This is a genomic window from Thioclava sp. GXIMD4215 (assembly GCF_045291555.1).
GTDB classification, from domain to species: domain Bacteria; phylum Pseudomonadota; class Alphaproteobacteria; order Rhodobacterales; family Rhodobacteraceae; genus Thioclava; species Thioclava litoralis.
Genome location: NZ_CP149515.1, coordinates 631,036 through 657,268, shown reverse-complemented (window position 1 = coordinate 657,268; position 26,233 = coordinate 631,036). Strand labels below are relative to the sequence as shown.

The 26,233-nt window shown below is 59.0% G+C and carries 26 protein-coding genes; 17 read left to right on the top strand and 9 right to left on the bottom strand.

The window, feature by feature from the left end; translation table 11 throughout:
* Positions 1–229 precede the first annotated feature (229 nt).
* The 4 genes from rpe to WDB86_RS03110 all read left to right on the top strand — a co-directional run bounded on the left by rpe (position 230) and on the right by WDB86_RS03110 (position 3,034).
* Entirely contained in the window at positions 230–928 is a 699-nt protein-coding gene (gene rpe, locus WDB86_RS03125) for a ribulose-phosphate 3-epimerase (protein WP_339107279.1), read from the top strand.
* Entirely contained in the window at positions 925–1,620 is a 696-nt protein-coding gene (gene gph, locus WDB86_RS03120) for a phosphoglycolate phosphatase (protein ID WP_406736570.1), read from the top strand. The genes rpe and gph overlap by 4 nt, the downstream gene beginning before the upstream one ends.
* An 80-nt stretch (positions 1,621–1,700) precedes the next feature.
* Entirely contained in the window at positions 1,701–2,132 is a 432-nt protein-coding gene (locus WDB86_RS03115; RefSeq protein ID WP_339107281.1) for a TIGR01244 family sulfur transferase, read from the top strand.
* Between the two features lie 107 nt (positions 2,133–2,239).
* A complete protein-coding gene (locus WDB86_RS03110; protein ID WP_406737008.1) occupies positions 2,240–3,034 on the top strand; it encodes a helix-turn-helix transcriptional regulator in 795 nt (264 codons plus the stop codon).
* A gap of 384 nt (positions 3,035–3,418) precedes the next feature.
* On the opposite strand, the gene tsf is transcribed toward WDB86_RS03110, so the two are convergent.
* From tsf to WDB86_RS03095, 3 genes are all read right to left on the bottom strand, one after another.
* A complete protein-coding gene (gene tsf / locus WDB86_RS03105; protein ID WP_339107282.1) occupies positions 3,419–4,297 on the bottom strand; it encodes a translation elongation factor Ts in 879 nt (292 codons plus the stop codon).
* A gap of 75 nt (positions 4,298–4,372) precedes the next feature.
* On the bottom strand, positions 4,373–5,137 hold the full coding sequence (rpsB, locus tag WDB86_RS03100) for a 30S ribosomal protein S2 (RefSeq protein ID WP_339107283.1): 765 nt from the start codon (positions 5,135–5,137) through the stop codon (positions 4,373–4,375).
* Positions 5,138–5,341: 204 nt separating this feature from the next.
* The gene (locus WDB86_RS03095) at positions 5,342–5,938 is read right to left on the bottom strand and encodes a response regulator transcription factor (protein ID WP_406736569.1); all 597 of its coding nucleotides are present in this window, start codon (positions 5,936–5,938) and stop codon (positions 5,342–5,344) included.
* Positions 5,939–6,165: 227 nt separating this feature from the next.
* Here WDB86_RS03095 and WDB86_RS03090 point away from each other — a divergent pair, with 227 nt between their 5' ends.
* The 5 genes from WDB86_RS03090 to WDB86_RS03070 all read left to right on the top strand — a co-directional run bounded on the left by WDB86_RS03090 (position 6,166) and on the right by WDB86_RS03070 (position 10,710).
* Positions 6,166–6,783 (top strand): hypothetical protein, encoded by a 618-nt coding sequence (locus WDB86_RS03090; RefSeq protein ID WP_406736568.1) that lies wholly within the window; start codon positions 6,166–6,168, stop codon positions 6,781–6,783.
* 76 nt (positions 6,784–6,859) lie between these two features.
* A complete protein-coding gene (locus tag WDB86_RS03085; RefSeq protein ID WP_406736567.1) occupies positions 6,860–8,095 on the top strand; it encodes a surface lipoprotein assembly modifier in 1,236 nt (411 codons plus the stop codon).
* Positions 8,096–8,141: 46 nt separating this feature from the next.
* Complete coding sequence (locus WDB86_RS03080; RefSeq protein WP_406736566.1) at positions 8,142–9,035, top strand: PfkB family carbohydrate kinase; 894 nt, start codon at positions 8,142–8,144, stop codon at positions 9,033–9,035.
* The gene (locus WDB86_RS03075; protein WP_406736565.1) at positions 9,032–9,946 is read left to right on the top strand and encodes a pseudouridine-5'-phosphate glycosidase; all 915 of its coding nucleotides are present in this window, start codon (positions 9,032–9,034) and stop codon (positions 9,944–9,946) included. The genes WDB86_RS03080 and WDB86_RS03075 overlap by 4 nt, the downstream gene beginning before the upstream one ends.
* An 86-nt stretch (positions 9,947–10,032) precedes the next feature.
* A complete protein-coding gene (locus WDB86_RS03070; RefSeq protein ID WP_339107289.1) occupies positions 10,033–10,710 on the top strand; it encodes a DUF502 domain-containing protein in 678 nt (225 codons plus the stop codon).
* Positions 10,711–10,728: 18 nt separating this feature from the next.
* Here WDB86_RS03070 and WDB86_RS03065 read toward each other — a convergent pair whose 3' ends face one another.
* Both WDB86_RS03065 and WDB86_RS03060 read right to left on the bottom strand, forming a co-directional pair.
* Positions 10,729–11,778, bottom strand: a complete 1,050-nt coding sequence (locus WDB86_RS03065) for a patatin-like phospholipase family protein (protein WP_339107290.1) — start codon at positions 11,776–11,778, stop codon at positions 10,729–10,731.
* A 140-nt stretch (positions 11,779–11,918) separates the two neighbouring features.
* Positions 11,919–12,692 (bottom strand): 3-hydroxybutyrate dehydrogenase, encoded by a 774-nt coding sequence (locus WDB86_RS03060; RefSeq protein WP_339107291.1) that lies wholly within the window; start codon positions 12,690–12,692, stop codon positions 11,919–11,921.
* A gap of 469 nt (positions 12,693–13,161) precedes the next feature.
* On the opposite strand from WDB86_RS03060, the gene WDB86_RS03055 reads away from it, so the two are divergent.
* From WDB86_RS03055 to WDB86_RS03035, 5 genes are all read left to right on the top strand, one after another.
* On the top strand, positions 13,162–15,003 hold the full coding sequence (locus WDB86_RS03055) for an extracellular solute-binding protein (protein ID WP_406736564.1): 1,842 nt from the start codon (positions 13,162–13,164) through the stop codon (positions 15,001–15,003).
* Positions 15,000–15,119 (top strand): entericidin, encoded by a 120-nt coding sequence (locus WDB86_RS03050; protein WP_339107293.1) that lies wholly within the window; start codon positions 15,000–15,002, stop codon positions 15,117–15,119. The genes WDB86_RS03055 and WDB86_RS03050 overlap by 4 nt, the downstream gene beginning before the upstream one ends.
* A gap of 247 nt (positions 15,120–15,366) precedes the next feature.
* Positions 15,367–15,702: a hypothetical protein gene (locus WDB86_RS03045; protein ID WP_339107294.1), complete on the top strand. Its 336-nt coding sequence runs from the start codon at positions 15,367–15,369 to the stop codon at positions 15,700–15,702.
* Between the two features lie 75 nt (positions 15,703–15,777).
* On the top strand, positions 15,778–16,425 hold the full coding sequence (locus WDB86_RS03040; RefSeq protein WP_406736563.1) for a DsbA family protein: 648 nt from the start codon (positions 15,778–15,780) through the stop codon (positions 16,423–16,425).
* A 119-nt stretch (positions 16,426–16,544) separates the two neighbouring features.
* Positions 16,545–17,768 carry a multidrug effflux MFS transporter gene (locus tag WDB86_RS03035; protein WP_339107296.1) on the top strand — a complete coding sequence of 408 codons (1,224 nt, stop codon included), beginning with the start codon at positions 16,545–16,547 and terminating at the stop codon, positions 17,766–17,768.
* Positions 17,769–17,798: 30 nt separating this feature from the next.
* On the opposite strand, the gene mfd is transcribed toward WDB86_RS03035, so the two are convergent.
* Together mfd and WDB86_RS03025 are read right to left on the bottom strand one after the other, a co-directional pair.
* Complete coding sequence (mfd, locus tag WDB86_RS03030) at positions 17,799–21,251, bottom strand: transcription-repair coupling factor (protein WP_406736562.1); 3,453 nt, start codon at positions 21,249–21,251, stop codon at positions 17,799–17,801.
* A gap of 63 nt (positions 21,252–21,314) precedes the next feature.
* Entirely contained in the window at positions 21,315–21,845 is a 531-nt protein-coding gene (locus tag WDB86_RS03025; RefSeq protein WP_406720757.1) for a component of SufBCD complex, read from the bottom strand.
* A gap of 142 nt (positions 21,846–21,987) precedes the next feature.
* Here WDB86_RS03025 and hemB point away from each other — a divergent pair, with 142 nt between their 5' ends.
* Positions 21,988–22,995, top strand: coding sequence for a porphobilinogen synthase (hemB, locus tag WDB86_RS03020; RefSeq protein WP_339107299.1), 1,008 nt, complete (start codon positions 21,988–21,990; stop codon positions 22,993–22,995).
* A 139-nt stretch (positions 22,996–23,134) separates the two neighbouring features.
* On the top strand, positions 23,135–23,686 hold the full coding sequence (locus WDB86_RS03015) for a lipid-binding SYLF domain-containing protein (RefSeq protein ID WP_339107300.1): 552 nt from the start codon (positions 23,135–23,137) through the stop codon (positions 23,684–23,686).
* Positions 23,687–23,759: 73 nt separating this feature from the next.
* Here WDB86_RS03015 and WDB86_RS03010 read toward each other — a convergent pair whose 3' ends face one another.
* Positions 23,760–24,371, bottom strand: coding sequence for a lytic transglycosylase domain-containing protein (locus WDB86_RS03010; RefSeq protein ID WP_406737007.1), 612 nt, complete (start codon positions 24,369–24,371; stop codon positions 23,760–23,762).
* Positions 24,372–24,601: 230 nt separating this feature from the next.
* Here WDB86_RS03010 and ssb point away from each other — a divergent pair, with 230 nt between their 5' ends.
* A complete protein-coding gene (gene ssb / locus WDB86_RS03005) occupies positions 24,602–25,123 on the top strand; it encodes a single-stranded DNA-binding protein (RefSeq protein ID WP_406736561.1) in 522 nt (173 codons plus the stop codon).
* Positions 25,124–25,337: 214 nt separating this feature from the next.
* On the opposite strand, the gene WDB86_RS03000 is transcribed toward ssb, so the two are convergent.
* Positions 25,338–26,189 (bottom strand): bestrophin family protein, encoded by an 852-nt coding sequence (locus tag WDB86_RS03000; RefSeq protein WP_406736560.1) that lies wholly within the window; start codon positions 26,187–26,189, stop codon positions 25,338–25,340.
* Positions 26,190–26,233 lie beyond the last annotated feature (44 nt).

Sequence of the window (26,233 nt, the reverse complement as noted above, 5' to 3'; positions counted from 1 at the left end):
AATCTCCCATCGGCATCACGATGTCGGCGGGAGATATAAAAATGCATATATTACAATGAGTAATGCGGCTTATTTGATCTGCTATATAAAATGCGAATAATCAGGATTATGTAAAATACTTGGTTCTATCTCATATCATTCAGGACAGTTTTCCGATTGTTTGCTGGACCTGAGCCACGCAACCCACTAAAGCATCGGTAATTCCCTTTAAATCGCAGGACACTGAGCCATGAGCTTTGACCGCAGCATCAAAATTGCCCCCTCGATCCTTTCGGCGGATTTCGCGGATTTCGGTCGTGAAATTCAGGCCATTGAGGCGCAAGGCGCCGATTGGGTCCATGTCGATGTTATGGACGGCCATTTCGTTCCGAACCTGACCTTCGGGCCGCCGCTGTGCAAGGCGATCCGCCCGCATATCAAGACGGTCATGGATGTCCATCTGATGATCTCGCCGGTGGATCAATATATCGATGCCTATGCCGAGGCTGGTGCCGATGTCATCACCGCGCATCTTGAAGCCGGTCCGCATATCCACCGCACGCTGCAAGCGATCCGTGGCGCAGGCTGCAAAGCCGGTCTGGCGCTGAACCCCGGTACCGGTATCGAGCAGATCGACTATCTTCTCGACCAGCTCGACCTGATCTGCGTCATGACCGTAAATCCCGGTTTTGGCGGTCAGAAATTCATCCATAGCCAGATCGACAAGGTCCGCAAGCTGCGTGCCATGATCGGAGACCGTCCGATCCATATCGAGATTGATGGTGGGATCACGCCCGAGACCGCGCCGCTGATGGCGGCAGCCGGTGCCGATGTTCTGGTGGCCGGGTCTGCCGTGTTCAAAGGCGGTTCGGTGACGAATCCCGATGTCTACGGCCGCAATATCACGGCGATCCGCACGGCGGCCGAAGCGGCACGTGTGAAAGAATGACCGCGATCGCCGCAGCAGCTCCGCCGCTTTCCGTTATATTCGATCTTGATGGAACGCTGGTTGAAAGCGCTGCGGCGATCCGGCTTGCCCTGAATCAGGCGCTTGCGGCGCAGCACCTGCCCGAACTTCCGGTTGCGACCGTGCGCGGGTTCATCGGGCATGGGGTGCCGCATCTGATGAACTGCGTCGCGGATCATCTTGAAATACCTAGAAGTTCATCCAAACTCTCGCAGCTTTTCCATGCGTTTTCGGCCCAATACGAGGTCCAGCGCGAGGGGAATACGCTCTTTGAGGGCGCACGTTCGGCGCTGCAGGCGCTACGCCTTCAGGGTGTGGCGCTCGGCCTTTGCACGAACAAACCGATGCAGCCTGCGAAGACTGTCTTGCAGTACCTTAATATTGAAGAGTTTTTTGACTATATTATTGCGGGTGACAGCTTGTCTGTCCGCAAACCCGATCCGCAGATGCTGTTGGTCGCCAGGGCCGCGTTATCTGCCGAGCATTGCCTTTATGTCGGGGATTCCGAGGTGGATGCCGAGACGGCCCATGCGGCGGGCGTGCCGTTCTTGCTGTTCACACGCGGTTATCGCAAAAGCACGATCGACAGCCTTGCTCCTTGGGCGAGTTTCGATGACTTCGCGCAGTTTCCTGACTATGTCGCGAAGTTTCTGCGCGAAATCCCCGAGGCTTGAACAGATCGCTCTTGCGGCCACCCTGCCCTATGGGCTCTATAAACTCCGAATACTGCCGGTTTTCCGGAAAGGAGCATGTTATGGATATTCGCCCGCTTTCATCTGAATTTGCCGTCTCGCCGCAGATTTCTCTGGAGGATGTCTCGACGCTGGCCGAACAGGGTTTCCGTTCGCTCATCATCAATCGCCCCGATGAGGAGAATCCGCCCGAACTCGCGCATGAGCATTTTGTAAAAGCGGCTGCGGAGAATGGTATGACTGCGCATTACCTGCCGTTCTATCCGGGGGAAATGACGCTTGAACTGGTGCAGGCGTTCGAAGCCTGTCTGAACGATGCCGAGAAGCCCTGTTTCGCCTATTGCCGCTCTGGCACGCGCAGCTCGCATCTGTGGGCGATGGCACAGGCGGGCCGCATGGACATTGCCGAGATCGTGTCGGCGGCGGCCTCTGCGGGCTATGACCATCGTCCGCTTATTACAACTTTGGCATCATATGCGGAACAAAAGGCCTGATCATTCCGTGTATTCGGATATTTCCTTCAAAGGTCAACGCGTGTTGAGGTATTGATATTTTTAGCAGTTGCAGACTACTCCTTGCGAGAAAGAGTGGTGACTTGCGTATGCTGGAATATATCGAAACTCTCCTGAGTTTGACCTCGGTCGAAGAGATCTGGGCGCATCACTGCCGGTTTATGGACGATTACGGGTTCGATCGCCTGCTTTATGGTTACACTCGCTTTCAGACCCAGCCGAATCTGCTGGATCTGGATGAGACCATCGTTCTGTCCAATCACGAAAAATGCTACATAAAGGCGCTGCTGGACGGGCGCCTTTATGCCGATGCCCCGATGATCCAATGGGCCTGGGAGAACGAGGGCTGGGAAAGCTGGGGACTGGTTGCCCAGAAGCTCCAGTCGGGGGCTCTGGATGCCGCCTCTTTGAAGGTGCTCGAACTCAATCGCCGCTATGACATTCTGGCCGGTATCTCGATCGGCTTTCCGCAATCGAATACGCGGGCGCGCGGTGGCATTGGCCTCTGCGCGCGCAAGGGGCTGTCGCAGGCCGAGGTGGACCAGATCTGGTACGAACATCAGCGGACGCTTCTTGTGGCCTGCCAGCTGATGCATATGCGCCTGTCCAGCCTGCCCTATATCCCCCCGAAACGCCATCTCTCGCCCCGCCAGCGCGAAGTGCTGGAATGGATCGCAGATGGCAAAACCGCGCAGGACGTGGCCTGTCTGATGGGACTTACCGTCACCACGGTCGAGAAACATCTGCGGCTGGCCCGCGAATCCCTGAATGTCGAGACAACGGCACAGGCTGTTTTGAAAGCCGCCGTCATGAACCAGATCTTCCAGCCGCAACACGGGGCAATCGCTGCGGGCGCAGATCTTAAAAATCATCCAAGAGTTTAACACCGTATCTTCTATTTTCTTGATCGATGAGCAAGGTATGGTTTTCCTTACTTCTCAAGCAGGATGAATTTACGTTAGATTAAATCTGTTCCGTGAGTGGTGGCTTTGGCCAGGAACATGGGGATCTTGAGGCGTGCGAGCATTCATCCGCGTTGTTTCGAGGTCTTGCCGGGGTACCGGTTTCGGGTCTGACATACGCATTTTCGTATGTCAGGCCTTTTTGGTTTAGGTCCCCTAGCGCCTGTTCTTTGCATCCGGCCCCTCAGGGAACCCGCCTGCCCTATGCGCGTCTCCTAGCTTGAAATCCTGCTGTGCCTGTCAGGCGTCCACAAAAAAACGAGCGCCCCGCAGGACGCTCGTTTCAAATCGTTCAGATCGAAGAGATCAGTTGCCAGCGGCCGTCTTTGCGACTTCTGCTGCGAAATCTTCTTCTTTCTTCTCGATGCCTTCACCGACTTCGACGCGGGCGAATGCAACGATTTCAACACCTGCGTCTTTGGCGGCTTGGCCAACGGTCACATCGGGGTTGATAACGAAAGCTTGGTTCACGAGGGTGATCTCTTGCAGGAACTTCTGCATACGACCCACGATCATCTTCTCGATCACGGCTTCGGGCTTGCCCGATTCACGTGCGATATCGATCTGAACCTGCTTTTCTTTCTCGACGATTGCCGGATCCAGATCCGCTTCCGACAGCGACGCCGGATTGGTTGCTGCGATATGCATCGCGATTTGCTTACCGATGGTTTCGTTGTCGCCTTTCAGCGCAACCAGAACACCGATTTTGCCCATGCCTTCAGCTGCGGCATTGTGGACGTAGGAGACAACGGTCTCGCCTTCCACTTTCACCATGCGGCGCAGGGTCAGGTTCTCGCCGATTTTCGCGATTGCGTCGGTGAGGACTTCCGAAACCGGCTTGCCGTCAACGGGAGCGTTTGCCAGCTCTTCGGTGCTGTCAACGGTCAGTGCAGCTGCCGAGATTTTCGCAACGATCGCTTGGAATTCGGCGTTCTTACCAACAAAGTCGGTTTCCGAGTTCACTTCGACAGCCACACCTTTGCCACCGTTCACAGCCACGGCCACCAGGCCTTCTGCTGCAACGCGGCCCGATTTCTTGGCGGCTTTTGCAAGACCTTTGGTGCGCAGCCAGTCAACCGCGGCTTCCATGTCGCCATCGGTTTCGGTCAGCGCTTTTTTCGCGTCCATCATGCCTGCGCCGGTGCTTTCGCGCAGTTCTTTCACCATTGCTGCGGTGATCGCCATGCTCGGATCTCCTGTCAAATATAATTGGGAGGGGTCATAGCCCCCTCCCGTGTCATTGGGATGACGGTGAAGCGATTACGCTTCTTCTGCCTCGACGGCTTCTTCAACCGGTGCGTCTTCCAGAGCGCCAAGGTCAACGCCTGCAGCGCCCATCTGAGCGGTCATACCGTCAAGTGCTGCGCGTGCTGCCAGATCGCAATAGAGCGAGATGGCGCGTGCGGCGTCGTCGTTGCCCGGGATCACATAGTCAACGCCTTTGGGCGAGCAGTTGGTATCGACAACAGCCACAACCGGGATACCCAGTTTGTTGGCTTCTGCGATGGCCAGATCTTCTTTCTTGACGTCGATGACGAACAGCAGGTCCGGCAGGCCGCCCATTTCGGCGATACCACCGAGCGACGCGGTCAGCTTCTCGTGGTCACGCTCCATGCCGAGGCGCTCTTTCTTGGTCAGGCCTTCTGCGCCTGCTTCAAGCTTCTCGGTGATGGTTTTCATGCGCGAGATCGACTGGGAAACGGTTTTCCAGTTGGTCAGCGTACCACCGAGCCAGCGGTGGTTCATGTAGTATTGTGCGGATTTCTCTGCGGCTTCTGCGATGGGCTTCGCAGCCTGACGCTTGGTGCCAACGAAGAGAACGCGGCCGCCTTTTGCAACGGTGTCACGCACGACTTGCAGAGCTTTGTCCAGCATCGGGACGGTCTGGGTCAGGTCGAGGATGTGGATGCCGTTACGGTCGCCGTAGATGTATTGTTGCATCTGCGGGTTCCAGCGTTGCGTCTGGTGACCGAAGTGAACGCCAGCTTCAAGCAGCTGACGCATGGTGAAATCGGGAAGCGCCATGGTCTTTTCCTTTTCCGGTTTGCGCCTGGGCGAAGGTTTTGAGAACCACCGTGCTAGGTGGCCCCAACCGGTGGACCTTCGAGGATGTCTCCCCCGAGAGGCCCGCCTTCGCCTGTGAAGTGCGCGCCTGTTACCGTGGTTTTTCCAGCGTGACAAGCGAAATATGCCATGAACGGGCATGGAAACGACTTTAGGGCGCAGATTTCAGCGCAAACCCAGCTCGTAGCCACGCGCCACGGCCTCCGGCAGGGTTTTGGCCCCCAGTTTGCGCCGCAATCCGGTCATGTGCAGATCGATGGTTGCCAGCGAGATCGACAGCTCGAACGCGATCTGGTCGCGGCGCATCCCGTCGGCAATCATATGGAATATCTGCAATTCCCGCTTGCTCAGCAATGTCGAGAAGGCAGGCTCCGGTGTCATATGGGCCGCCCAGAAATAGACCAGCGCCGTATTTTTAAGCCCCTTATGCGCAAAGATATGGCAGGTGATCCGCCCCAGCTTGCTGTCGCTCACATCCAGCCGCACAGGCACCAGCGATTGCGACAGGATCACCTCATCCAGCGCCCGTAAGACCGGCGCATCGGCGCAGAACTGGCCGTTGCATTCTGCAAAGCTGTCCGAGGCGTTCAGCAATTCTGTTGCGGCCTCGGTCTGGCTGGAAATTCTGCCATCACCGCCGACCAGAAGATAGGCACCCTCGAAGGGGCGGCGCTGGGGGCGTTCATATACGGGCGGTGTAAAGGCAGGCGCAAGCGGTTCGGGCGTCTGGAGGAAAGGGTCTTGTGGCTTGGGACGTCTCATAAACGTGCCTCGGCTCCCGAATTGTCTAACATCAACATCGCCGGTCCGTGATAATGTTCACGGCCGATTTTACCTGACTTGTCCCACCATTTTCCAGTTTACGCAGCGTTTATCGCAGATCGCAACCTATAAGAATTCCTAGGTTGCGGTGCAGCATCACATCACCTCAACTTCCCGTTACCTAAGGGCGTGACGATGTTGCGCAGGCATATCAAAGGAAGAATTTCATGCGTATTCAACTTTCCGGCTTTGCACTTTTGGCCTGTACGGCGCTGGTTGCCTGTGGTGGCAGCAGCAGCGGCGGTGGCAGCAACGGCACGGGTGGCGGTGCCCGCCTGAGCGCGTCCGAGGCGGCGACGGTGATGACGCAATATGACGAGGCTATTGCCGCCGTGGAGAACGGCGATGCCACCGTGGCCACCGATGCCTCGGGCGCTGTGTCCATGTCGGGCTATATGGGCTTCAGCATCGAGGAAGAGGAGGACGAGATTGATGCGCTCGGCAAGCTGAGCATGGATGTCGATTTCGATAATGGCACCGTCAGCGGCACGGCGGATAATTTCGCGCTCTTCGATACGTCCGATGAAGCCAATCCGGTGAAAGTCAGCAATGTTTCCGGCGCGTTGACGGTGGATGGCACCGTGACCTCTGCTGCCATTGACGCAAGTGCGACGGGGCATCTGTCGGATGGCGATGGTGGGGCCGATTTCGACCTGACGATGACCGGGAATGTCTACGAGCAGGACGATGCGTTGATGGCGCTTGGCGATGTCGAGGGCACGTTCACCACAGATGAGGGCGTGACCGAAACCACGGGCGGTGGTTTTGTGGCTTATGAAGACTGACTTTATCGCTTATGATAACTGATAGGATGCGCCAGCATTGGCGCATCTTTTTACGTTTTGAAATCGGATATCCCACGTGCTGTCTTTTGCCCGCTCTGTTCTGATGCGTTTTGTTTGGTTCTTCCTGTTTGTGGGGCTTTGCACCCTGCCCCTGCGCGCCGAGCAGACGCGGACGATTGCACAGTGGATGGCGCTGGCCGCGCAGCTGGAGATGTCGGGGCAGCCGCTCAAGGCGTTGAAAGTCTATGGCGAGATTGCCGCACAGCGCCCCGATTACCGGCCTGCGGCCACCGCGATTGACAGGGTTCTGGCGCAGATGGGCAGGCCGCAGCGGGCCGAGGCCGTTCTGCGCTATGTGCTGCGGCATGAAACGCGCAACCGTCCCGCCTATCTTGCGGCGCTTCGGCAGCTCGATCGCGCGCATCCGTTCCGATTTTCCGGATCTTTCGGTCTGCTGCCCTCGACCAATATCGCGCGCAGTTCCTCGCAGACCTATTTGGTGACCGATTACGGCACCTTTCTGATCGAGAATGGCGGTGATGAAAAAACCGGCATCGGCGCGGAGTTTTCGGTCAGTGGCGACTGGATCTTGCACCCCGGGCCCGGCCACAGGCTGCGTCTGTCCTCTGTGCTTTCGGGCGAGTGGTATGCGCAGCGCGATCTGCGCTATCTCCAGCCGTCGGTGACGCTGGCCTATGAAAACCTCCTCACACCGGATGACTGGGGGGTAAGTGCCTATGGCCGGTATCGGGCCTATGACGGGCTGGCGGATCAGAAGACTTCGGATTATCGCGCCTATGGGGTTGTGGCCCGCAAGCGCTGGTGGCTGGACGCCGCGTCGGTGCCGCAAGCCAGCCTCAGCGGATCACTTCTGGCGGAATATCGGGATTATCTTGATAAACAAGGCTATGACGGGCGTTTTTACCAAGCTGCTGGAAGTTTCTCACATCAGGCGGGGGCGTCCCAGCTAAGTTACGGGCTGCGGCTCGGGCGCTCGGATGTGCGGCTGGACTATCATCGGTATCGCGCGCTGGGTCTTTCGGCGGGGATCATCCGTCCGCTGGGGCGCAAGGTGACGGCGGGGGCCACGCTGCGCTATGACTGGCGCCGCTACGATGCCGATTTCCCGCTATTGGGCGAGGTGCGTCATGACGAGACGGCCGAGCTTTCGGTCTTTGCCAGCTTCCGCCAGATCCGCATTGGCAACAGTGTTCCGAAGCTGCGTTGCAGCTACACCAATAACCGCTCGAATGTCGCGCTTTACCGGTATGACAGTTTCGATTGCGGGCTGGATCTTGATTTGACCTTCTGATCAGGTTTCTCTTGCGCCGTGTTCTGCCGCGCGGCAAGGAGGGCTTATGACAGAGATGCGTGACATAGTATGTATCGGCTCGGTGCTGTGGGACATTATCGGCCGGACGCCCGCTCCGATGCGGTTCGGGGCGGATATGCCCGGACGGATCAGTCGCTTGCCGGGGGGCGTTGCAATGAATATCGCGATGACCCTGACGCGCTTCGGTATGCGCCCTATCCTGCTATCCGCCGTCGGGCGCGACAGTCAGGGGGTGGAGCTTCTGGCGCAGGCCGGGCGGCTGGGGATCTATGCGGGCCATGTCTACCGTTCGGCTGACCTGCCGACGGATCGTTATATGGCGATAGAATGCGCGACGGGCCTTGTGGCCGCGCTTGCCGACGCGCATTCGCTGGAGGCCGCGGGCGACAAGATCCTGCAGCCGCTGGCGGATGGCCGTCTGGGTTCTGCCGACGCGCCTTGGCACGGGCCTGTGGCGCTGGACGGAAATCTGACGACCGACCTTCTGGCACAGATCGCCCGATCCCCGCTTTTCGCGCGCGCCGATTTGCGCGTGGCCCCGGCCAGCCCTGGCAAGGCCGAGCGGCTTTTGCCATTGCTCGCCCATCCCCGCGTCACGTTTTATGTCAATCTCGAAGAGGCGAGCATTCTGTGCCAGAGCCAGTTCGGCTCGGCGCGCGAGGCCGCCGAGGGGCTGGCCCGTCGTGGTGCGCGGCGCGCCTTGGTGACCGATGGCGGGCGCGATGCGGCCGATATGTCGGCAGAGGGCGTCCTGACCGCCTGCCCGCCCGAGGTTCTGGTTTCCCGCGTGACTGGCGCGGGCGACACGTTCATGGCTGCCCATCTGGTGGCCGAATATGCTGGTTGCCCGCGCGAAGAGGCTTTGTCGCGCGCCCTTCTGGCTGCTGCCCGTTATGTTTCCGGAGATATTGCGACATGACCGATCTACTTGTCTTCACCCCCGAGGTCTCTGCCGCGCTCGCGGCAGGACAGCCCGTCGTGGCGCTGGAATCCACCATCATCACCCACGGTATGCCCTATCCGCAAAATATCGAGACAGCGCGCCGTGTCGAGGCCGCGATCCGTGCCGAAGGGGCCGTGCCCGCAACGATTGCCCTGATGCGGGGCCGTATCCATATCGGTTTGAGCGATCCGCAACTCGAGGAACTGGCACAGGCCGAAGGGGTGATGAAGGTCTCGCGGGCCGATCTGGCGGTCTGTTTGTCGCGCGGGGCCTATGGGGCCACCACGGTGGCGGCCACCATGATCTGTGCGCAGCGGGCGGGTATCTCGGTTTTTGCGACGGGCGGGATCGGGGGCGTGCATCGCGGTGCCGGAGAAAGCTTCGATATCTCCGCCGATCTGGCAGAGCTGGGCCAGACCGCCGTAACCGTGGTCTGTGCTGGTGCCAAAGCCATTCTGGATCTGCCGAAGACCTTCGAGGTGCTGGAAACCGATGGTGTGCCGGTCTTCGCTTATGGGCAGGATACCCTGCCCGCCTTCTGGTCGCGCGATTCAGGGCTTGCGGCGCCGTTGCGGGCGGATCACCCTGCCGAGATTGCGAAAGCGGCGCTGATGCGGGCAGCGTTGGGTCTGCCGGGGGGGCAGCTTGTGGCCAATCCGGTGCCGCCCGAGGCAGAGATCCCGCGCGCGGTCATCCTGCCGGTGATCGAACAGGCTCTGGCCGAGGCGGACGCGCGCAATATCAAGGCCAAAGCGGTCACACCCTTCCTGTTGCAACGCATCTTCGAGTTGACCGAGGGGCGTTCGCTTGCCGCCAATATCGCGCTGGTTCTGAACAATGCGCGACTGGCGGCGCAAATTGCGAAAGAAATCGTCACTTTGCGCTAAGCAAATGTTGCTAAAGCGGTAGGGCTCTCCCATCTAGGGCGGGTTGCCCCCCGGCAGGCGGGGGATTCGTGATTGTAGGACATGGTATGACCCTTCCCCCGACCGACCAGAAACCCAAGCCCCGCCGGCGCTTCGCCGCGATCAGGGCGTCTTTCCTGACCGGTCTTGTGGTCATTGCCCCTATCGGCCTGACAGCATGGCTGATCTGGACGGTGGCAGGATGGGTTGATGGCTGGGTGCTGCCGCTGGTGCCGCACGAGCTGCGCCCCGAACATTATATCGGGGTCAATCTGCGCGGGATCGGGGTGCTGATCTTCCTGATCTTCACGCTGGTTGTCGGCTGGCTGGCCAAAGGGTTCTTCGGGCGCGCGCTGATCCGTTCGGGGGAGGCGATTGTGGACCGCACCCCCGTCGTGCGCTCCGTCTATTCCGGTATCAAGCAGATTGCGGAAACGGTTTTCAGCCAAGGCGAAGAAAAATTCGACCGCGCCTGTATCATCGAATATCCGCGCCCCGGTATCAAGGCGATGGCGTTCGTTTCCTCCACCGCCAAGGGCGAAGTCGCGCGGCTGGCCGATACCCCCGAAGATCCGCTGATTTCGGTCTTCATGCCGACCACACCGAACCCGACCTCGGGATTTCTGATGTTTGTGCCGCGTTCGCAGATCACGTATCTCGATATGTCGATCGAAGATGCTGCCAAGCTGATCATCTCTGCCGGATTGGTCTATCCTACGGAAAAAGACGCGCCCAAACCGCGTTGAGCCGCGTTTTCGCAAGGGTTAGCCGAAAAGCTCCGCCAGATTGACCGAAGGCTCCTTACCGATTTTGTCGGCATGCTGGTCCAGAAACCGGTCTGCCGCCTGCTGACCGGCCGTTTTCAGCCGCCCCAGCGTGCCATAGCTGGGAGAGACCTTGGAACTTTGGCTGAGCGACAGCATCGTGTCGTCATCGGCAATCAGATGGATCAGCACGTCTTTCATCGCGCGTTCGGGCAGGTGCTTCTCGGCGATGACCCGACGGGCAAAATTGATCGCGCGCAATTCCCGCAGCAGCGAGGTGTTGAACGAGATTTCCGTGATCCGCTCCTCGATCTGCTGCGGCGTGGTCGGAATGCCCTCGCGCGCCAGTGGATTGATATTCACGATCATGATGTCGCGCGGGAATTGCGGCTCGAAAAGCGGAAACAGTGCCGGATTGCCGGTGTAACCGCCATCCCAATAGGCTTCACGCCGTCCGGTCACGGGATCGTCGATTTCGACCGCGCGAAACAGGTTGGGCAGGCAGGCCGATGCCAGCAGCGCATCGGGCGTGACCTCATCGCCCGAAAAAATACGGATCTTGCCATTGCGCACATTGGTGGCCGACACAAAAAATGCCGGTCCTTCTTTGGCGCAGACATTCTCGAATTCCAGATCCTGAACCACCCGAGCGAGCGGGTTGATGTAGAACGGGCCGGAATCATAGGGAGAAAGCAGCCTCAGCCAGTTTTCGATATAGAAGGCAGGGGTGAACAGGTCGAACCAGCGCGTCACCGTGTCCGGATAGGGAAACAGTGCCGAGACCCAGCGATCCGTGCGGAAATCATTGCCTTCGGCCACCTGCGACCACAGCCAGTTCAACGCCTCGCGGGCGGCCTCGCGCCCTTTCGTGCCGCTTGCCTGCGCCAGTCCGGATTTCAGCGCGGCACCGTTCAGCGCGCCCGCAGAGGTGCCGGAGATGGCGGCGATCTCGATCCAGTCCTCATCAAGGAGGCGGTCCAGAACGCCCCATGTGAAGGCCCCATGTGCGCCGCCGCCCTGAAGCGCGAGATTGATCCTTTTGGTGTCCATCCGTGATACTCCCGCAGCCGTTTCAAACCGCTTTGAATTACAAATCCATCATGGTGTAGCCGCAATCGGGCGACCAATCGTGCCCGTCGGAACGGTGCCGGTGAAATCGGAGGGGGCCTGCGCCCCCTTCGGTAGCGATCTTACAAGGCGGTCCAGCCACCATCGACCGAAATCGTGGTGCCTGTGATCTGTTCCGCTGCGTCCGAACAAAGAAATACTGCCGTGCCGCCGATCTGTTCGACGGTGGCAAACTGTTTCGAAGGCTGACGGTCCAGAATGATCTTCTCCACCGCCTCTTCTTCGGTCATGTTGTATTTCTTGGCCGTATCGGGGATCTGCGCCTCGACCAGAGGCGTGTGCACATAGCCCGGGCAGATCGCATTGGCGGTGATCGGCTCTTTCGCGGTTTCCAGGGCCACAACCTTCGTCATGCCCACCACGCCATGTTTGGCGGAGACATAGGCCGATTTATAGGGCGAGGCGGTCAGGCCATGGGCCGAGGCGATATTGACCACCCGTCCCCAGCCTGCCTTGCGCATCATCGGCAGTGCGACAGCCGTGGTGTGGAACGCCGAGCTGAGCATGATGGCAATAATGGTGTCCCATTTATCGACGGGAAATTCGTCGATCGGGGCCACATGCTGGATACCGGCATTATTGACCAGAATATCGCAGGTGCCAGCCTGCTCGATCAGACCACGCGCCTCGGCCCCTTTGGAAAGGTCGCCTTTGATATAGCGCGCCTCGACGCCGAATTCCTGTGCAATGCTCTTCGCCAGTTCATGATCTTCGGGACGGTCCGTGAAAGAGTTCAGGACAACATTCGCCCCCGCGCGGGCCAGTTCGCGGGCGACGCCCAATCCGATTCCCGAATTAGATCCGGTAATAACTGCAGTTTTTCCGTTTAGGCTCATGAGGTCCTCCTTTGGATTATGCCTGCGATCATCATCCTAGGGCCGAATCTGGCAAGGTCCAATCACGTGAAAAATCGCTTATTCACGCAGCCGTGCGGTTTTTTCGCTTGCGTTCACGAATCGCATCAAGCAAAAGCGCCCTATTATCTGAAACCGCTTCGTCGAGGTGCCGCCGGATCTTTCCGGGCTGGTGCCTTTCTGATTTGGACCTAAAAAACCTGCGCGTTCAAAACGTTAATGGATGCAACTGCAGCGGGAAACTGGCTAAGAACTGCCGTTAGAACCAAAAAAAACGCCCGCACAAGGCGGGCGCTAAGTCATGAGGCAGGTTTCATACAGGCAAGAAACCTATCGAGCAGTGAGTTTGTTATAGGCCGAACTGCGCGTAGTTTCAAAGGGAAAATTGCGTAAGCCCTAATGCTCCGTTAGATTTCCTTCAAATACCACGAGCAGAAACGGGATCATCGCGATGCAACGAACCGCCTTTAGACGCATGCTTATAGGTGCCATGCTTGCAGCAAGCCCTTTATTGATTGGCTCAAAAGGCTTTGCGGCACCGCAGCATGCTCTGGCGATGACCGGTGCACCTGCCCTGCCCGACGGGTTTGACCACCTGCCTTATGCAAATCCCGACGCGCCCAAGGGCGGAGCGCTGAAACTGGGCGAAGTCGGCACGTTTGATTCTCTTAATCCGTGGATTCTGCTTGGCCGGCCCGCGACGGGAATCAGCCAATATGTGACCGAGTCGCTGATGGCGCGCTCGATCGACGAACCCTTCACCCTTTATGGTCTTCTGGCGGAAAGCGTCGATACCGATGCGGCGCGCAGCTATGTCGAATACACGCTCCGTCCCGAAGCGCATTTTTCCGACGGCAAGCCGGTGACCGTCGAGGATGTGATCTGGTCCTACAAGACGCTTGGCGAACACGGGCATCCGCGCTACCGGAACGCCTGGGCCAAGGTGAAAGACATCCGCCAGACCGGTCCGCGCTCCGTACGTATCACCTTCAACGCCCCCGACCGCGAGCTGGCCTTGCTGATGGGGATGCGCCCTATTCTGGAAAAAGCGCAATGGGCGGGCAAGGATTTCGAGGCCACCACCGATATGGTTCCGGTCGGTTCTGGCCCTTATGTGGTGGATCAGGTTTCCAACGGGCGGTTCATCAGCTTCAAGCGCGATCCCGACTGGTGGGGCAAGGATGTGAATTTCAATCACGGCCTTTGGAATTTCGACACGATCCGCCATGAATATTTCAAGGATGGCAATGTGATATTCGAAGCTTTTAAAGCTGGGGATGTCGATGCGTGGCGCGAGATGAGCGATGCGCGCTGGCAGAATAACTACAATTTTGCCGCCGCCCAATCCGGCGAGATCGTCAAGGACGAGATCCCGCATGCCCGTCCTTCGGGAATTGACGGTCTGGTGATGAATACCCGCAACCCCTTGTTCAAGGACTGGCGGGTTCGCGAGGCGCTGACCGAGGTTTTCAATTTCGAATTCATCAACAAGACTCTCAACAATGGCGCCGAACCCCGCGTTACATCGTTCTTTTCCAACTCTGAGCTAGGCATGCAGCCCGGCCCTGCCAGCGGCAAGGTCAAGGCTCTGCTGGCCCCCTTTGCCGGCCAGCTTGCCCCGGGCACGCTGGAGGGCACGCCCCTGCCCGTCTCGGATGGTCGGGAGATGAATCGAAAGAACACGCGCAAGGCGTTGAAACTTCTGGAAGACGCAGGCTGGACTGTGGCGCGTGACGGGGTGCTGCGCAATGCGTCGGGCCAGCCGTTCCAGTTCGAGATCCTGCTGCGTCAGGGCGGCGGCTATGGCAGCGGTCCCTATGATCCGCAATCGGTGGTCGATATCTATGTGCAGGCGCTTGAACGGATCGGCGTCAAGGCCCGCGTGACCACGATCGACGATGCGCAATATGTCCAGCGCGCGCGCAACTACCAGTTCGATATGACATGGTACTGGCGCGCCCTCTCGCTGAGCCCAGGCAACGAGCAGATGCTCTATTGGGGCTCTGCCGGTGTGGCGCAGCCGGGAAGCTGGAACTACATGGGCATGGCAAGCCCTGCCGCCGAAGCGATGATCCGCCATATGCTGGCAGCCACTGATCACGATGAATACGTGGCCGCAGTGCGGGCCTTGGACAGGATCCTGACCCAGGGGCGCTATGTGATCCCCGCATGGTATTCCAAAAGCACGAGGCTTGCACATAAATCCAGCCTTCATTATCCCGAAACCTTGCCGGTCTATGGTGACTGGCCGGGCTTCATGCCCGACACTTGGTGGTATGAGGCAGACAAATGAAAAAGCTCGTTTTGCTTGGCCTTCTGATGGTGTCGCTGAGCGCGTGCAACACGATTGCAGGCGTCGGGGATGACGTGTCCGATGGCGCGCGCACCGTGCAGGGCTGGATGAACTGAACGCGTCTGTGGCGGGCCTTGCGGGCCCTGCTATATGCCGCATTGGAAGAAGGGCCGATGTGCAAGCAACGGCCCTTTTGTTTTGTGCGTTTTCCGGTTCTTGGACCGGAGGCTGCCCGTCTTTGCCGTGCTTTGCCCCCTTGCCTGCGGGGGTGGCAGATAGTTGGGAACAAATGGCGATTGGCGGGCTTTCTCTCCACAGGATGACGATGCCCCGTCATGAGGGGCTGCTACTCAGGAGGACGCCATGAAATGGAGCCATGTCGAGCAGAACTGGACCGCGTTTTACGAGGCGATCACTGATCGCTGGCCCGACTTGACCGAGGATGACCTTGAAGAGATCGATGGCGACCGGCGCGCTTTCATCAAGGCTGTGTGCGACGCCACCGGCGATGAGGCCGAAGATGTTGCTGAAGAGTTGCGCGAATGGCTGGCGGGCGAGCTGCCCTCGGATGTGGTGATGGACCCGACCCATGATGACCACTCGATCCGCAATTCCGCAAAATATGTCGGCGATGGCGAAGACGAATATGACGAGGATGAAAACTTCGGCGATGACGAGGAGGAAGATGGCGCCGCGTGAGCTTGCGTCTTGACGCCAGAGGTCGGGCCTGAAACACAGACGTTCTGAACGTCTTGCCCCCTCTGGAGAAAGCCCATGATCGCGCTTGATATCTTTGCCGACCCGGTCTGCCCCTTCTGCCTGATCGGCTATGAACGGCTGCGCCGCGCGCTCGCAGAGCGGCCCGGCCATCCTTTCCAACTGGCATGGCACCCCTTCCAGCTCAACCCCTCCATGCCCCGCGAGGGCATGGCGCGCGCGGATTACCTGCAGGCCAAATTCGGGCAGGACGGAGCGGTGAAGATGCACCAGCAGCTTCTGGAGATCGCCGCCTCCGATGCCCTGCCGCTTGACCCGCTGAAAGTGCTGCGCCAGCCAAACACGCTGGATGCGCTGCGTCTGGTCTATTGGGCCGGTCTGGAAGAGAAAGCGACCGCTGTGATGGAGGGCGTGATGGCGGCGCATTGGTATGAGGGGCGCGATATCGGCGATCCGCGCGAACTGGTGCGCATTGCGCAGGCGGCGGGGCTTGATGGCACGATGATTGGCCGCCTTCTGGCCAGCGATGCCGATTGCGACACGATTGCCAGCCGTGATGCCCATGCCCGCGAGCGCGGCATCACCGCTGTGCCGACCTTCATCGTGGCCAACACCCATGCCATCACCGGCGCCCAGCCGAAAGAGCTGTGGCTTAAAGTGATCGACGAGCTGTCTGGCGCGCCTTCGGATGCCATTCTGAACTGAGGCTTTCAGGCGCTGCACATCTGATATTGCCGGTTGTGCTTTTTTGCGCGTCCTAAAAGGTGGACGCGCCAAGGCTGCTTATTATAGTCAGGCTCAAACATTCCTTCTTCGAGATATACATGACCCATATGGACCATAGCCTCGAGCAGACGGCTAGGACGTTGTCGCTGCGCGAGTTCACCGTCATGCTGGCGTCTCTGATCGCCACAGTCGCGTTTTCGATTGACGCCATGCTTCCGGCCTTGAGCGATATCGCCGCAGCCCTCACCCCCGAGGATGTGAACAAGGCCCAGCTGATCCTGACCTCCTTCGTCTTCGGGATGGGGGCCGGAACCTTTTTTGTCGGCCCGATTTCCGATGCGATTGGGCGCCGTGTCACAATCGCGCTTGGGATCGTCATCTATATGACCGGTGCCATTATCGCGATCTCTGCCAATTCGCTCGAGGCGCTGCTTGTCGCCCGTTTCATTCAGGGGTTCGGGGCCTCCAGCCCGCGTCTGGTGCCGATGGCACTGGTGCGTGATCTCTATCGCGGGCGGGAAATGGCGCAGGTGACTTCGATCATCATGATGATCTTCATTATCGTGCCGGCGCTCGCGCCTTCGATCGGGGCGGCCATCATCGCCTTTTCCGACTGGCGTGGCATCTTCTATGTCTTCTGTCTGTTCGGGACGATCGGCGTGACATGGCTGTTCCTGCGTCAGCCTGAAACCCTCCCGCCCGAGCGCCGTCGTCCCCTGCGGCTGGGCGCGCTTGTGGCCGGTGCCAGCGAAGTGCTGCGCGACCGGCAGGTCTGCCTTTACATTGTCATCATGACCCTTGGCTTTTCTCAGATGTTCGCAGCCGTCAGTTCGGCGGAACAGCTTTATAAAGCCTATGGCGTCACCGATCATTTCCCGCGGTGGTTCGCGCTTGGGGCGTTGATGGCGGGCAGTTTCTCTTTCCTCAATTCGCGCCTTGTCGTGCGGCTGGGGATGCGCCGGATCGTGTCGGTGGCGTATCGCACGCAGGTGGTGATTTCGCTGGTCATGCTGGCTTTGCAGATTGCGGGTATGCCGCAAAGCGGCTGGGGCTTTGCGGTGTTCTTCCTTTACTTCACCTCGGTCTTTGCAATGGCGGGGGTCACCTTTGGTAATCTCAACGCTCTGGCGATGCAGAATGTGGGGCATCTGGCGGGAATGGCGGCCTCGGTGATCACCGCGCTGTCGACCGTGGGATCGGTGATGATTGCGGCCCCTATCGGGCTGGCCTTCAACGGCACCGTCCTGCCGCTGGTGATCGCGACCTTTGTCTGCTCGGGGCTGGCCATGCTGCTGATGACACGCACGCAGGGTGAAGGATGAAGCGTAAAGGCCGGGATTTCCCGGCCTTTTCTATTTCGCTCCCTTTTCGGCCTCGCGCACTTTTGCGGCCAGATCACGGGCAATCGCGAAGCTGCCCTTGATCTTCTCGGCGTCATTGGACCAGTCGCGACGGATGATCAGTTTGTTGTCGCGCAGCTTCGCCAGATCACGTTCCGTGGTAAGATAATCCACCAACCCCGCGGGATTGGGGAATTTATCATTGTGGAACTGGAGTGTGACCCCTTTCGGCCCCGCATCCAGCTTGCCGATATGGGCCCGCTTGCACATGCCCTTGATGCGGATCACCAGTAGCAGCGTGTTGACTTCCTTCGGCAGCGGGCCAAAACGGTCAATCAGCTCGGCGGCAAAGCCCTCCATTTCAACCTTGGTGGTGATCTGGCTCAGACGGCGATACAACCCCAACCGCACATCCAGATCGGGGATATAGTTTTCCGGAATGGTGACAGGCACACCCAGATTGATCATGGGCGACCATTCGCCATCGGCTACATCTTCCCCCAGCTCGCCCGATTTCAGCTTCGAAATCGTTTCTTCCAGCATGGACTGGTAAAGCTCGTAGCCGACTTCCTTGATATGCCCCGATTGCTCTTCACCCAAAATGTTACCTGCGCCGCGCAAGTCCAAGTCTTGGCTAGCTAAATTAAACCCTGCCCCAAGGCTGTCCAGCGATCCGAGAAGCCGAAGCCGCTTTGTGGCCTGCGGGGTCAGCGGCATCCGCGGCTTGGTTGTCAGATAGCAATAGGCCCGCATCTTCGAGCGCCCGACCCGCCCGCGGATCTGGTAGAGCTGGCTGAGGCCGAACATATCGGCGCGGTGGATCACCATCGTATTGGCGGTCGGAATATCCAGCCCCGATTCCACGATGGTCGTGGCCAGAAGCACGTCATATTTGCCATCATAAAACGCATTCATCCGCTCATCCAACTCGCCCGCCGCCATCTGCCCATGCGCGGTGATAAAGGTGACTTCGGGCACCTCATTGCGCAGGAACTCCTCGATTTCAGCCAGATCGGTGATGCGTGGCACGACATAAAAGCTTTGCCCGCCACGGAAACGTTCGCGCAAAAGCGCCTCGCGGATGGTCACCGTGTCGAATTCCGAGACATAGGTGCGAATGGCCAGACGGTCGACAGGCGGTGTGCCGATCACGGATAGATCCCTGACTCCGGTCAGGGAAAGTTGCAGCGTCCGTGGAATGGGGGTCGCGGTGAGTGTCAGCACATGGATATCCGAGCGCATCTCTTTCAGACGCTCTTTATGCTGGACGCCAAAATGTTGTTCTTCATCAATGACAAGCAGGCCAAGGTTCATAAACCGAACCGCTTTGGCCAGCACCGCATGGGTGCCGATCACGATATCGACGCTGCCATCTGCCAAGCCCGCACGGGTTGCCGCGGCCTCTTTTGCGGTCACGAAGCGCGACAAGGGGCGGACATTGATCGCGGTATTCCGGAAACGTTCGGCAAAGGTTTTGTAATGCTGGCGCGCCAGCAGCGTGGTGGGGGCGATCACCGCAACCTGTACCCCTGCACTGGCGGCGACAAAGGCTGCACGCATGGCAACCTCGGTCTTGCCAAAACCGACATCGCCGACCACCAGCCTGTCCATCGGTGTGCCCGATTTCAGATCCTCCACCACATCCTCGATCGCCGCAAGCTGGTCATCGGTCTCGCTATAGGGGAAACGCGCGGCGAAGGCCTCCCATTCGTGATGCGGAACCTCCAGAACCGAGGCCTTGCGCAGGTAACGCTCGGCGGCAATGCGCATCAGCTTGTCTGCGATCTCGCGGATACGCTCTTTCAGGCGGGCTTTCTTGGCCTGCCATGCCCCACCGCCCAGTTTGTCAAGAAGTCCGTCTTCATGCCCGAAACGGCTGAGCAATTCGATATTGACGACCGGCAGAAACAGCCTGTCGCCGCCCGCATATTCCAGCAAGATGCAATCCAGCGGCGCCCCGAGTGCCGAAACGGTTTCCAGCCCCTTATAGCGCCCGACCCCATGATCGACATGCACGACCAGATCACCTTGAGACAACGACTGAGCTTCGGTCAGGAAGTTATCCGCTTTACGCTTCTTTTTCGGTTTGCGGATGAGCCGGTCTCCCAGCACGTCCTGTTCCGAAATCACGGTTAGCGCCGGATCATCCCCCTTGGGCGGTGCTTCGAACCCCTGATCAAGCGTCCAGACCGTCAGGTTGACCCCCGGCCCGATCTGGCGCGCATCCGAAATCAGCCGCGCGATATGTAGCCCTTCATCTTCCATCAGCCCCTTGAGCCGCTCGCGCGCGCCGTCCGACCAGGAGGCGATCACTACGGGCCCCTGTTTGAGCCGTGTCTGAACATGGTCACGTAACGCACCGAAAAGACTGACGTCTTCCATCTGTCGTTCGGGGGCAAAACTGCGCCCGATCCGCGCCTCGGCATCCAGAATCCCTGGTCCCGGCGGTGCAGAGAGCACTTGCAGGGCAAGCACACGGCGCGGCTTCAGGATGCTGTCCCACGCCGCTTCATCAAGATAGAGAAGTTGCGGTGCGGCGGGTTTGTAGACGCTATCCACCCTGTCGCGCCGTGTCATCGCCTCGCGACGGGTGTCATACTGGTCGGAAATCTGTTCCCAACGCGCCTCGCGCAAGACCGGAATTTGATCGTCCAGCAAGATGGAGGCCTCTGGAATATAGTCAAAAATCGTTTCCATCCGGTCATGGAAAAAACCCAGCCAATGTTCCATGCCCGCATGTTTGCGACCGGCGGAGACGGCCTCGTAGAGCGGATCTTCGGCACCACCCGCACCGAATTCCACGCGATAATTCTGTCGGAAACGGGCGATCGAGGTCTCGTCGAGGATGACCTCGGAGACAGGTGCCAGTTCGATCCGAGTGAGCTTTTCCGTCGTGCGCTGGGTTGCCGGATCAAACCGGCGCACCCCGTCAAGCACATCGCCCCACAGATCCAGACGCACGGGACCGCTTTCTCCGGGGGGATAGATATCTATGATACCGCCACGCAGGGCAAATTCGCCCGCTTCCGACACCGTGGGCACAGGCGAAAATCCCATGCGTGTCAGGAAACCGCGCAGCGCCTCATCCTTAAGGTGCCCACCAACCTTGGCCACAAAAGAATTATCTGCAAGTACCTGACGCGCAGGTATTTTCTGCATTGCCGCCGAAAGCGTCGTCAGCAGGACAAAGGGTCCTGGCACCCCCGATTGAAGGGCTGCCAGGGTCGCCATGCGGGCTGCCGAGATTTCGGGATTTGGCGAGACGCGGTCATATGGCAGGCAGTCCCATGCCGGAAAACTGAGCACCGTCACCTGAGGGGCAAAAAATCCCAGCGCCAGACGCATCGCCTCAAGCCGCCTGTCGTCGCGGGCGATATGGATCACGCTTTGACCACGCTCCAGCTCGCGGACCAGAAGTTTCGCGTCATACCCTTCGGGTGCGCCGGAAAGAACGAAATGCGTCATCGCTTGGGGCCTTTGTCTATGCGCGTCTCGGGCGCGGTCCGCAGGGTTAGATAGGTGCCGCGCCTACCAAAGTCGAATGGTCTGTGACAGCAGATTGCTCAGCATCCCCCAGAGTGCAGTGACAAAGATCACGGACATTCCAAGAAGTTGCACCCGAAATCTCGCACCATGTACAAAGTTGGCAATCGCCTCGGCCTGCCCGTTCTCGCTCAGGCTCAACAAGAGCTTTGCGTTGTAAAGGGTCATGATTGTTACAAAACTGAGAGGCACGCCCAAAAGAAAGGCGGCCTGTGCCAGTTCGGCGCCATAGCCAAACCCTGTGACCAGAAGGAAGCTTGTCAGGAAAAACCACCCCGCCGTCAGCGCCGCCTTGGCCTGACTGAAACGGATCAGGCGGCGCGCGCTCAGCCCTGCGGCCAGAACCAGATCGTCCGCCGTCTCGGCATTGCGCCGGTACTGGGTGACCAGATCATAGGGGATGCCCATCGCGAAATGGGCGGCAAAAGACCAGCAGACCGCCAGCATGATCCAGTACCAGAGGCTGGAAAAGGAGTGCATGTCGATCAGGGCGAATATGGTGTTGGTGAAGTCCACTCTTTATCTTCTTTTGGCTTGATCGCGTGGATGTGTTCTTTTTCTAGCCGATTCAAAGGCTAGAGGGAAGCATCCCCGCGGTCAAAAGGCTTGAGTTTCTGGCCGCTGCGTGGCACCTCGTTTGTAATAACGGAGACATAGAATGACACCGCTTTTTCCTGCTTTTCCTCATAACCGTATGCGGCGTTTGCGCCGGACGGCGGCTTTGCGCGATCTGGTGCAAGAAAACCGTCTGAGCGTGAAAGACCTCATCTGGCCGATTTTCATCACCGATGTCGCGGGGGCCGATGTCGAGGTGCCTTCGATGCCCGGTGTGTTTCGCAAGACGATTGAGGGCGCGGTGCGTGCGGCGGAAGAAGCGGCAGAGCTTGGCATTCCGGCGCTATGTCTGTTCCCTTATACCGATCCGGCGGTGAAGACGGAGCTGTGCGAAGAGGCGTGGAACCCCGAAAACATTACCAATCGGGTGATCCGCGAAATCAAGAAACATGTGCCGGAAATCGCGATTATGACCGATATCGCGCTGGATCCCTATAATTCGCTCGGCCATGACGGTCTGGTGAAGGATGGCGTGATCCTGAATGACGAAACGGTTGAGGCGCTTGTGAAAATGGCTTTGGCTCAGGCCGAGGCCGGTGCCGATATTCTGGGGCCTTCCGATATGATGGATGGGCGCATCGCGGCAATGCGCAAGGCGATCGAGGATGCGGGCTACGGGCGCGATGTCTCGATTTTGAGCTACTCGGCCAAATTCGCCAGTGTCTATTACAGTCCTTTCCGCGATGCGGTCGGTGCGTCGGGCGCCCTGAAGGGCGACAAGAAGACCTATCAGATGAATCCGGGCAATTCCGACGAGGCGCTGCGTCTGGTGGCGCGTGATCTGGCCGAGGGGGCGGATATGGTGATGGTCAAACCGGGCCAGCCCTATCTGGATGTCTGCCGCCGCGTGAAAGACGAGTTTGGCGTGCCGACCTTCGCCTATCAGGTCTCGGGGGAATATGCGATGGCGATGGCCGCGATCCGCAATGGCTGGCTGGATCATGACAAGGTGATGCTGGAAAGCCTTCTGGGGTTCAAACGGGCCGGTTGTGACGGGGTGCTGACCTATTTCGCCCCCGCCGCCGCGCGGGCTTTGGCCAACGGGGCCTGATCAAGGCTTGGCCCGAGGCCGACAGCCCCTTACAGGAAGTGACAGGCCCGATTTTTCGGGCTAGTCTTTCAAACAAAGGGGTGCGCCCCACCTAGGCGGGCGGTCAAGCCCGATGTGAAATCGAGCGAGAGGCAGTGAGATGATTTCCAGACGTAACCTTCTGGCTATGGGCGGCGCCGCATGCGGTCTTGCAGCCTGTGGCAACGGGATCGGGTCCAATGGCGGGCCGCAGATCGATGCGCGGGTCGACGCGACGCGTGATTATTTGCTGAACCGCTATCCGGGGACGCAGGAATTGATGGGCAAAGCGGTCGGTGTTCTCTACATGCCGCTGGTGACCGAGGCGGGCTTCGGCATTGGCGGCTCTTACGGGCGCGGTGCGCTGCGGATCAATGGCGCCACGGTTGATTATTACGCCGTGACCTCGGCGTCTTTCGGGTTCCAGATCGGGGCGCAGCAATATGCGCATGCGCTGTTCTTCATGACCCCCGAAGCCTTGTCGGGGTTCCGCCGTGCGGATGGCTGGCAGATTGGCGCGGATGCCAAATATGCGCTGCCCGATCGGGGCGGCTCGCTTGGCACCGACACCACCACTTCGCGCGCGCCGGTCATTGCGCTGGTCTTCGGTCAGGCCGGTCTGATTGCGGGGGCGTCGCTTGCGGGCAGCAAATACACCCGCATTATTCCGTAATAAATACCTGTATAACAAAGACAAAGCACGCGAACTTCGCGTGCTTTCTTATGTCTGGTCTTTGGTCTGTGCCTCAGCTGCCCAGAATGACCTTCACATAATTCATCGTTTCCTGATACGGCGGAATACCGTTATATTTGGCAACAGCTTCCGGACCCGCATTATAGGCGGCAAGCGCATGGCGCCAATTCCCGAAGCGGTCATACATCATGCGCAGATATCGCGCCCCGCCATCAAGATTCTCTTCCGGATTGGAAATATCGACATTCAGTTTGGCCGCCGTGGCGGGCATCAACTGGGCCAGCCCGCGCGCGCCTGCATGCGAGACCGCCTGCGGATTCCAACCGCTTTCCTGCTGGATCAGACGCAGGAACAGATCGGGCGGAACGCCGTGTTTCTGGGCCGCAGCACGCGCAATGGGCATGTATTTCCCGCGATATTTTCCGGTATAGCTGGGAATGACCGCCGCCGTGATGGTCTTGCCATCGGGCCGCAGGCGCGAGCTGTGTTCATATTGTCCGGCAGCACGGGAATCCAGAAGCTGGGTCTGGTTGCGGAAAAGCTGGGTACGGTTCGAGCTGGAGGCGCCTGAAAGGCGCAGACCTTCTGCAATCGCAGGGCTGCTGGCCACCGAGATGGCACAAGTGATCAAAGCAAGGAGCGTCCCCGCAGCCTTCATCCGCATCATCCTCTGTCCCCAGCTTTTTTGGTTGCGGCTGAATATACCCAAAAACGTCGTGTTGAAAACCCTTTGAATCTGCCGTTGGGGCAAGCGTGCGGGCGCGCGGATTTGGCGGGGTGACCCGCCATGCAGGCGCATTCGTGCTTTGCATGCCGTGCCGGTCTGGTATACCCGGCGCAATCACTTGAATCGCGGCATGCGTCGCATGTCAGCCAGCCAGCGGAGGTTTTTTGATGGCAGGATCGGTCAATAAGGTCATTATCGTGGGTAACCTCGGCCGTGATCCGGAAGTTCGCAGCTTTTCGAATGGTGGCAAGGTCTGCAACCTGCGGATCGCGACCTCGGAAAACTGGCGTGACCGTAATAGTGGCGAGCGCAAGGAACGCACCGAGTGGCATTCGGTCGCGATTTTCAGCGAGCCTCTTGCGAAAATCGCGGAACAATATCTGCGTAAAGGGTCGAAGGTTTATATCGAAGGCCAGCTTGAAACTCGTAAATGGCAGGATCAATCCGGTCAGGACCGTTACACGACCGAAGTCGTGCTGCGCCCCTATCGCGGCGAACTGACTTTGCTGGACGGGCGCAATGACGGCGGCCAAAGTGGCGGCGGTTACGGTGGAGGTCAGGGCGGCGGCTATGGCGGCCCCTCTTCGGGCGGCTATGATGACGGCCCGTCCTCGGGCGGCTATGGCGGCCCGTCGCAAAGCGGTGGCGGCAGCAGCCGTCCCGATTTTGACGACGAGATCCCGTTCTGACGGTCATACCTCCATATCGCACGTTTTGAGATGAAATATCCCTTACCATCTAAGTGGTAAGGGATGTTTTTGGAAAGGGTGCGGGATGCGACAGTGGCGATGGCTGTCCGGATGGCGCAGCCGTCTTATGACCGCGGAGACGTAATTGCGGCTCGGGCTTGTGCCGGGGGCAACCGGATGGACCATGCGGTTGCCCGTTGTCTTGCAAGGGGTGTCAGCGCAGGATGAAATCGACGGCTTCGGGCATCTGCGGCAGATCCGTTTCGCCCAAGGCGCGTTTCAGCGAGATTTCGATGGCGGTCGCAAAAGCTGTCAGCGGCAGTGCGTTGACGCGGTCCGAGAAAGGCTGTTCCAGCTCTTCGGCCAGCGCATCAAGTCCGAAGAACGCATAGGCCACAAGCCCCGCCACCAAGGGGGCCACTGCCCCGAGCGTGTCGACAAAGCCGAAAGGCAGGATGACACAATAGATATAGGCGGTGCGGTGGAGCAAAAGCGAATAGGCAAAGGGCACCGGCGTATTGGCCAGCCGTTCGCAGGCAAGAAGCGATTGCGACAGGCGGGTCAGGCTTTCATGCAGTACAAGCGCCTCGACATGGGTCAGCTTGCCCTCGCGTTCGGCCTGCCCCACGATCCGCGCGGCCTGCGCCAGAGCCTCGTCGCTCTGCCAGTTCTGGCTGTGTCCGCGCAACTGCGTCTCTACCAGATGCGCAAAGCGGATCAGGCTGTGAAGAAGGGCGCTCCGTTCGGGCAGGTCTTCCAGCATGGTGGTCTGGCGGATCACATCGCGTGAGGACTGGATCAGCACGCCCCAATGTTTGCGCGCCTCCCACCAGCGATCATAACAGGCGCCGTTACGGAAGCTGAGAAAGATCGACAGCGCAATCCCGATCAGTGCGAAGGGCGAGGGATCAAGGCCCTTGATATAATCGGGGAAATGATCATGCCCCAGAACGACGGCAATCCCGATGCCGAATACCACCAGAATCTGGGGCCAGATGATCTGGACGACCGAGCCTTGCAGGATAAAGAACAGCCCCAGAATTGTGGGGCGTTTGCGGATGATCACGATGATCCCCTTTTGGCTGAAGAAAGCGACTCTCACCGCTGGCG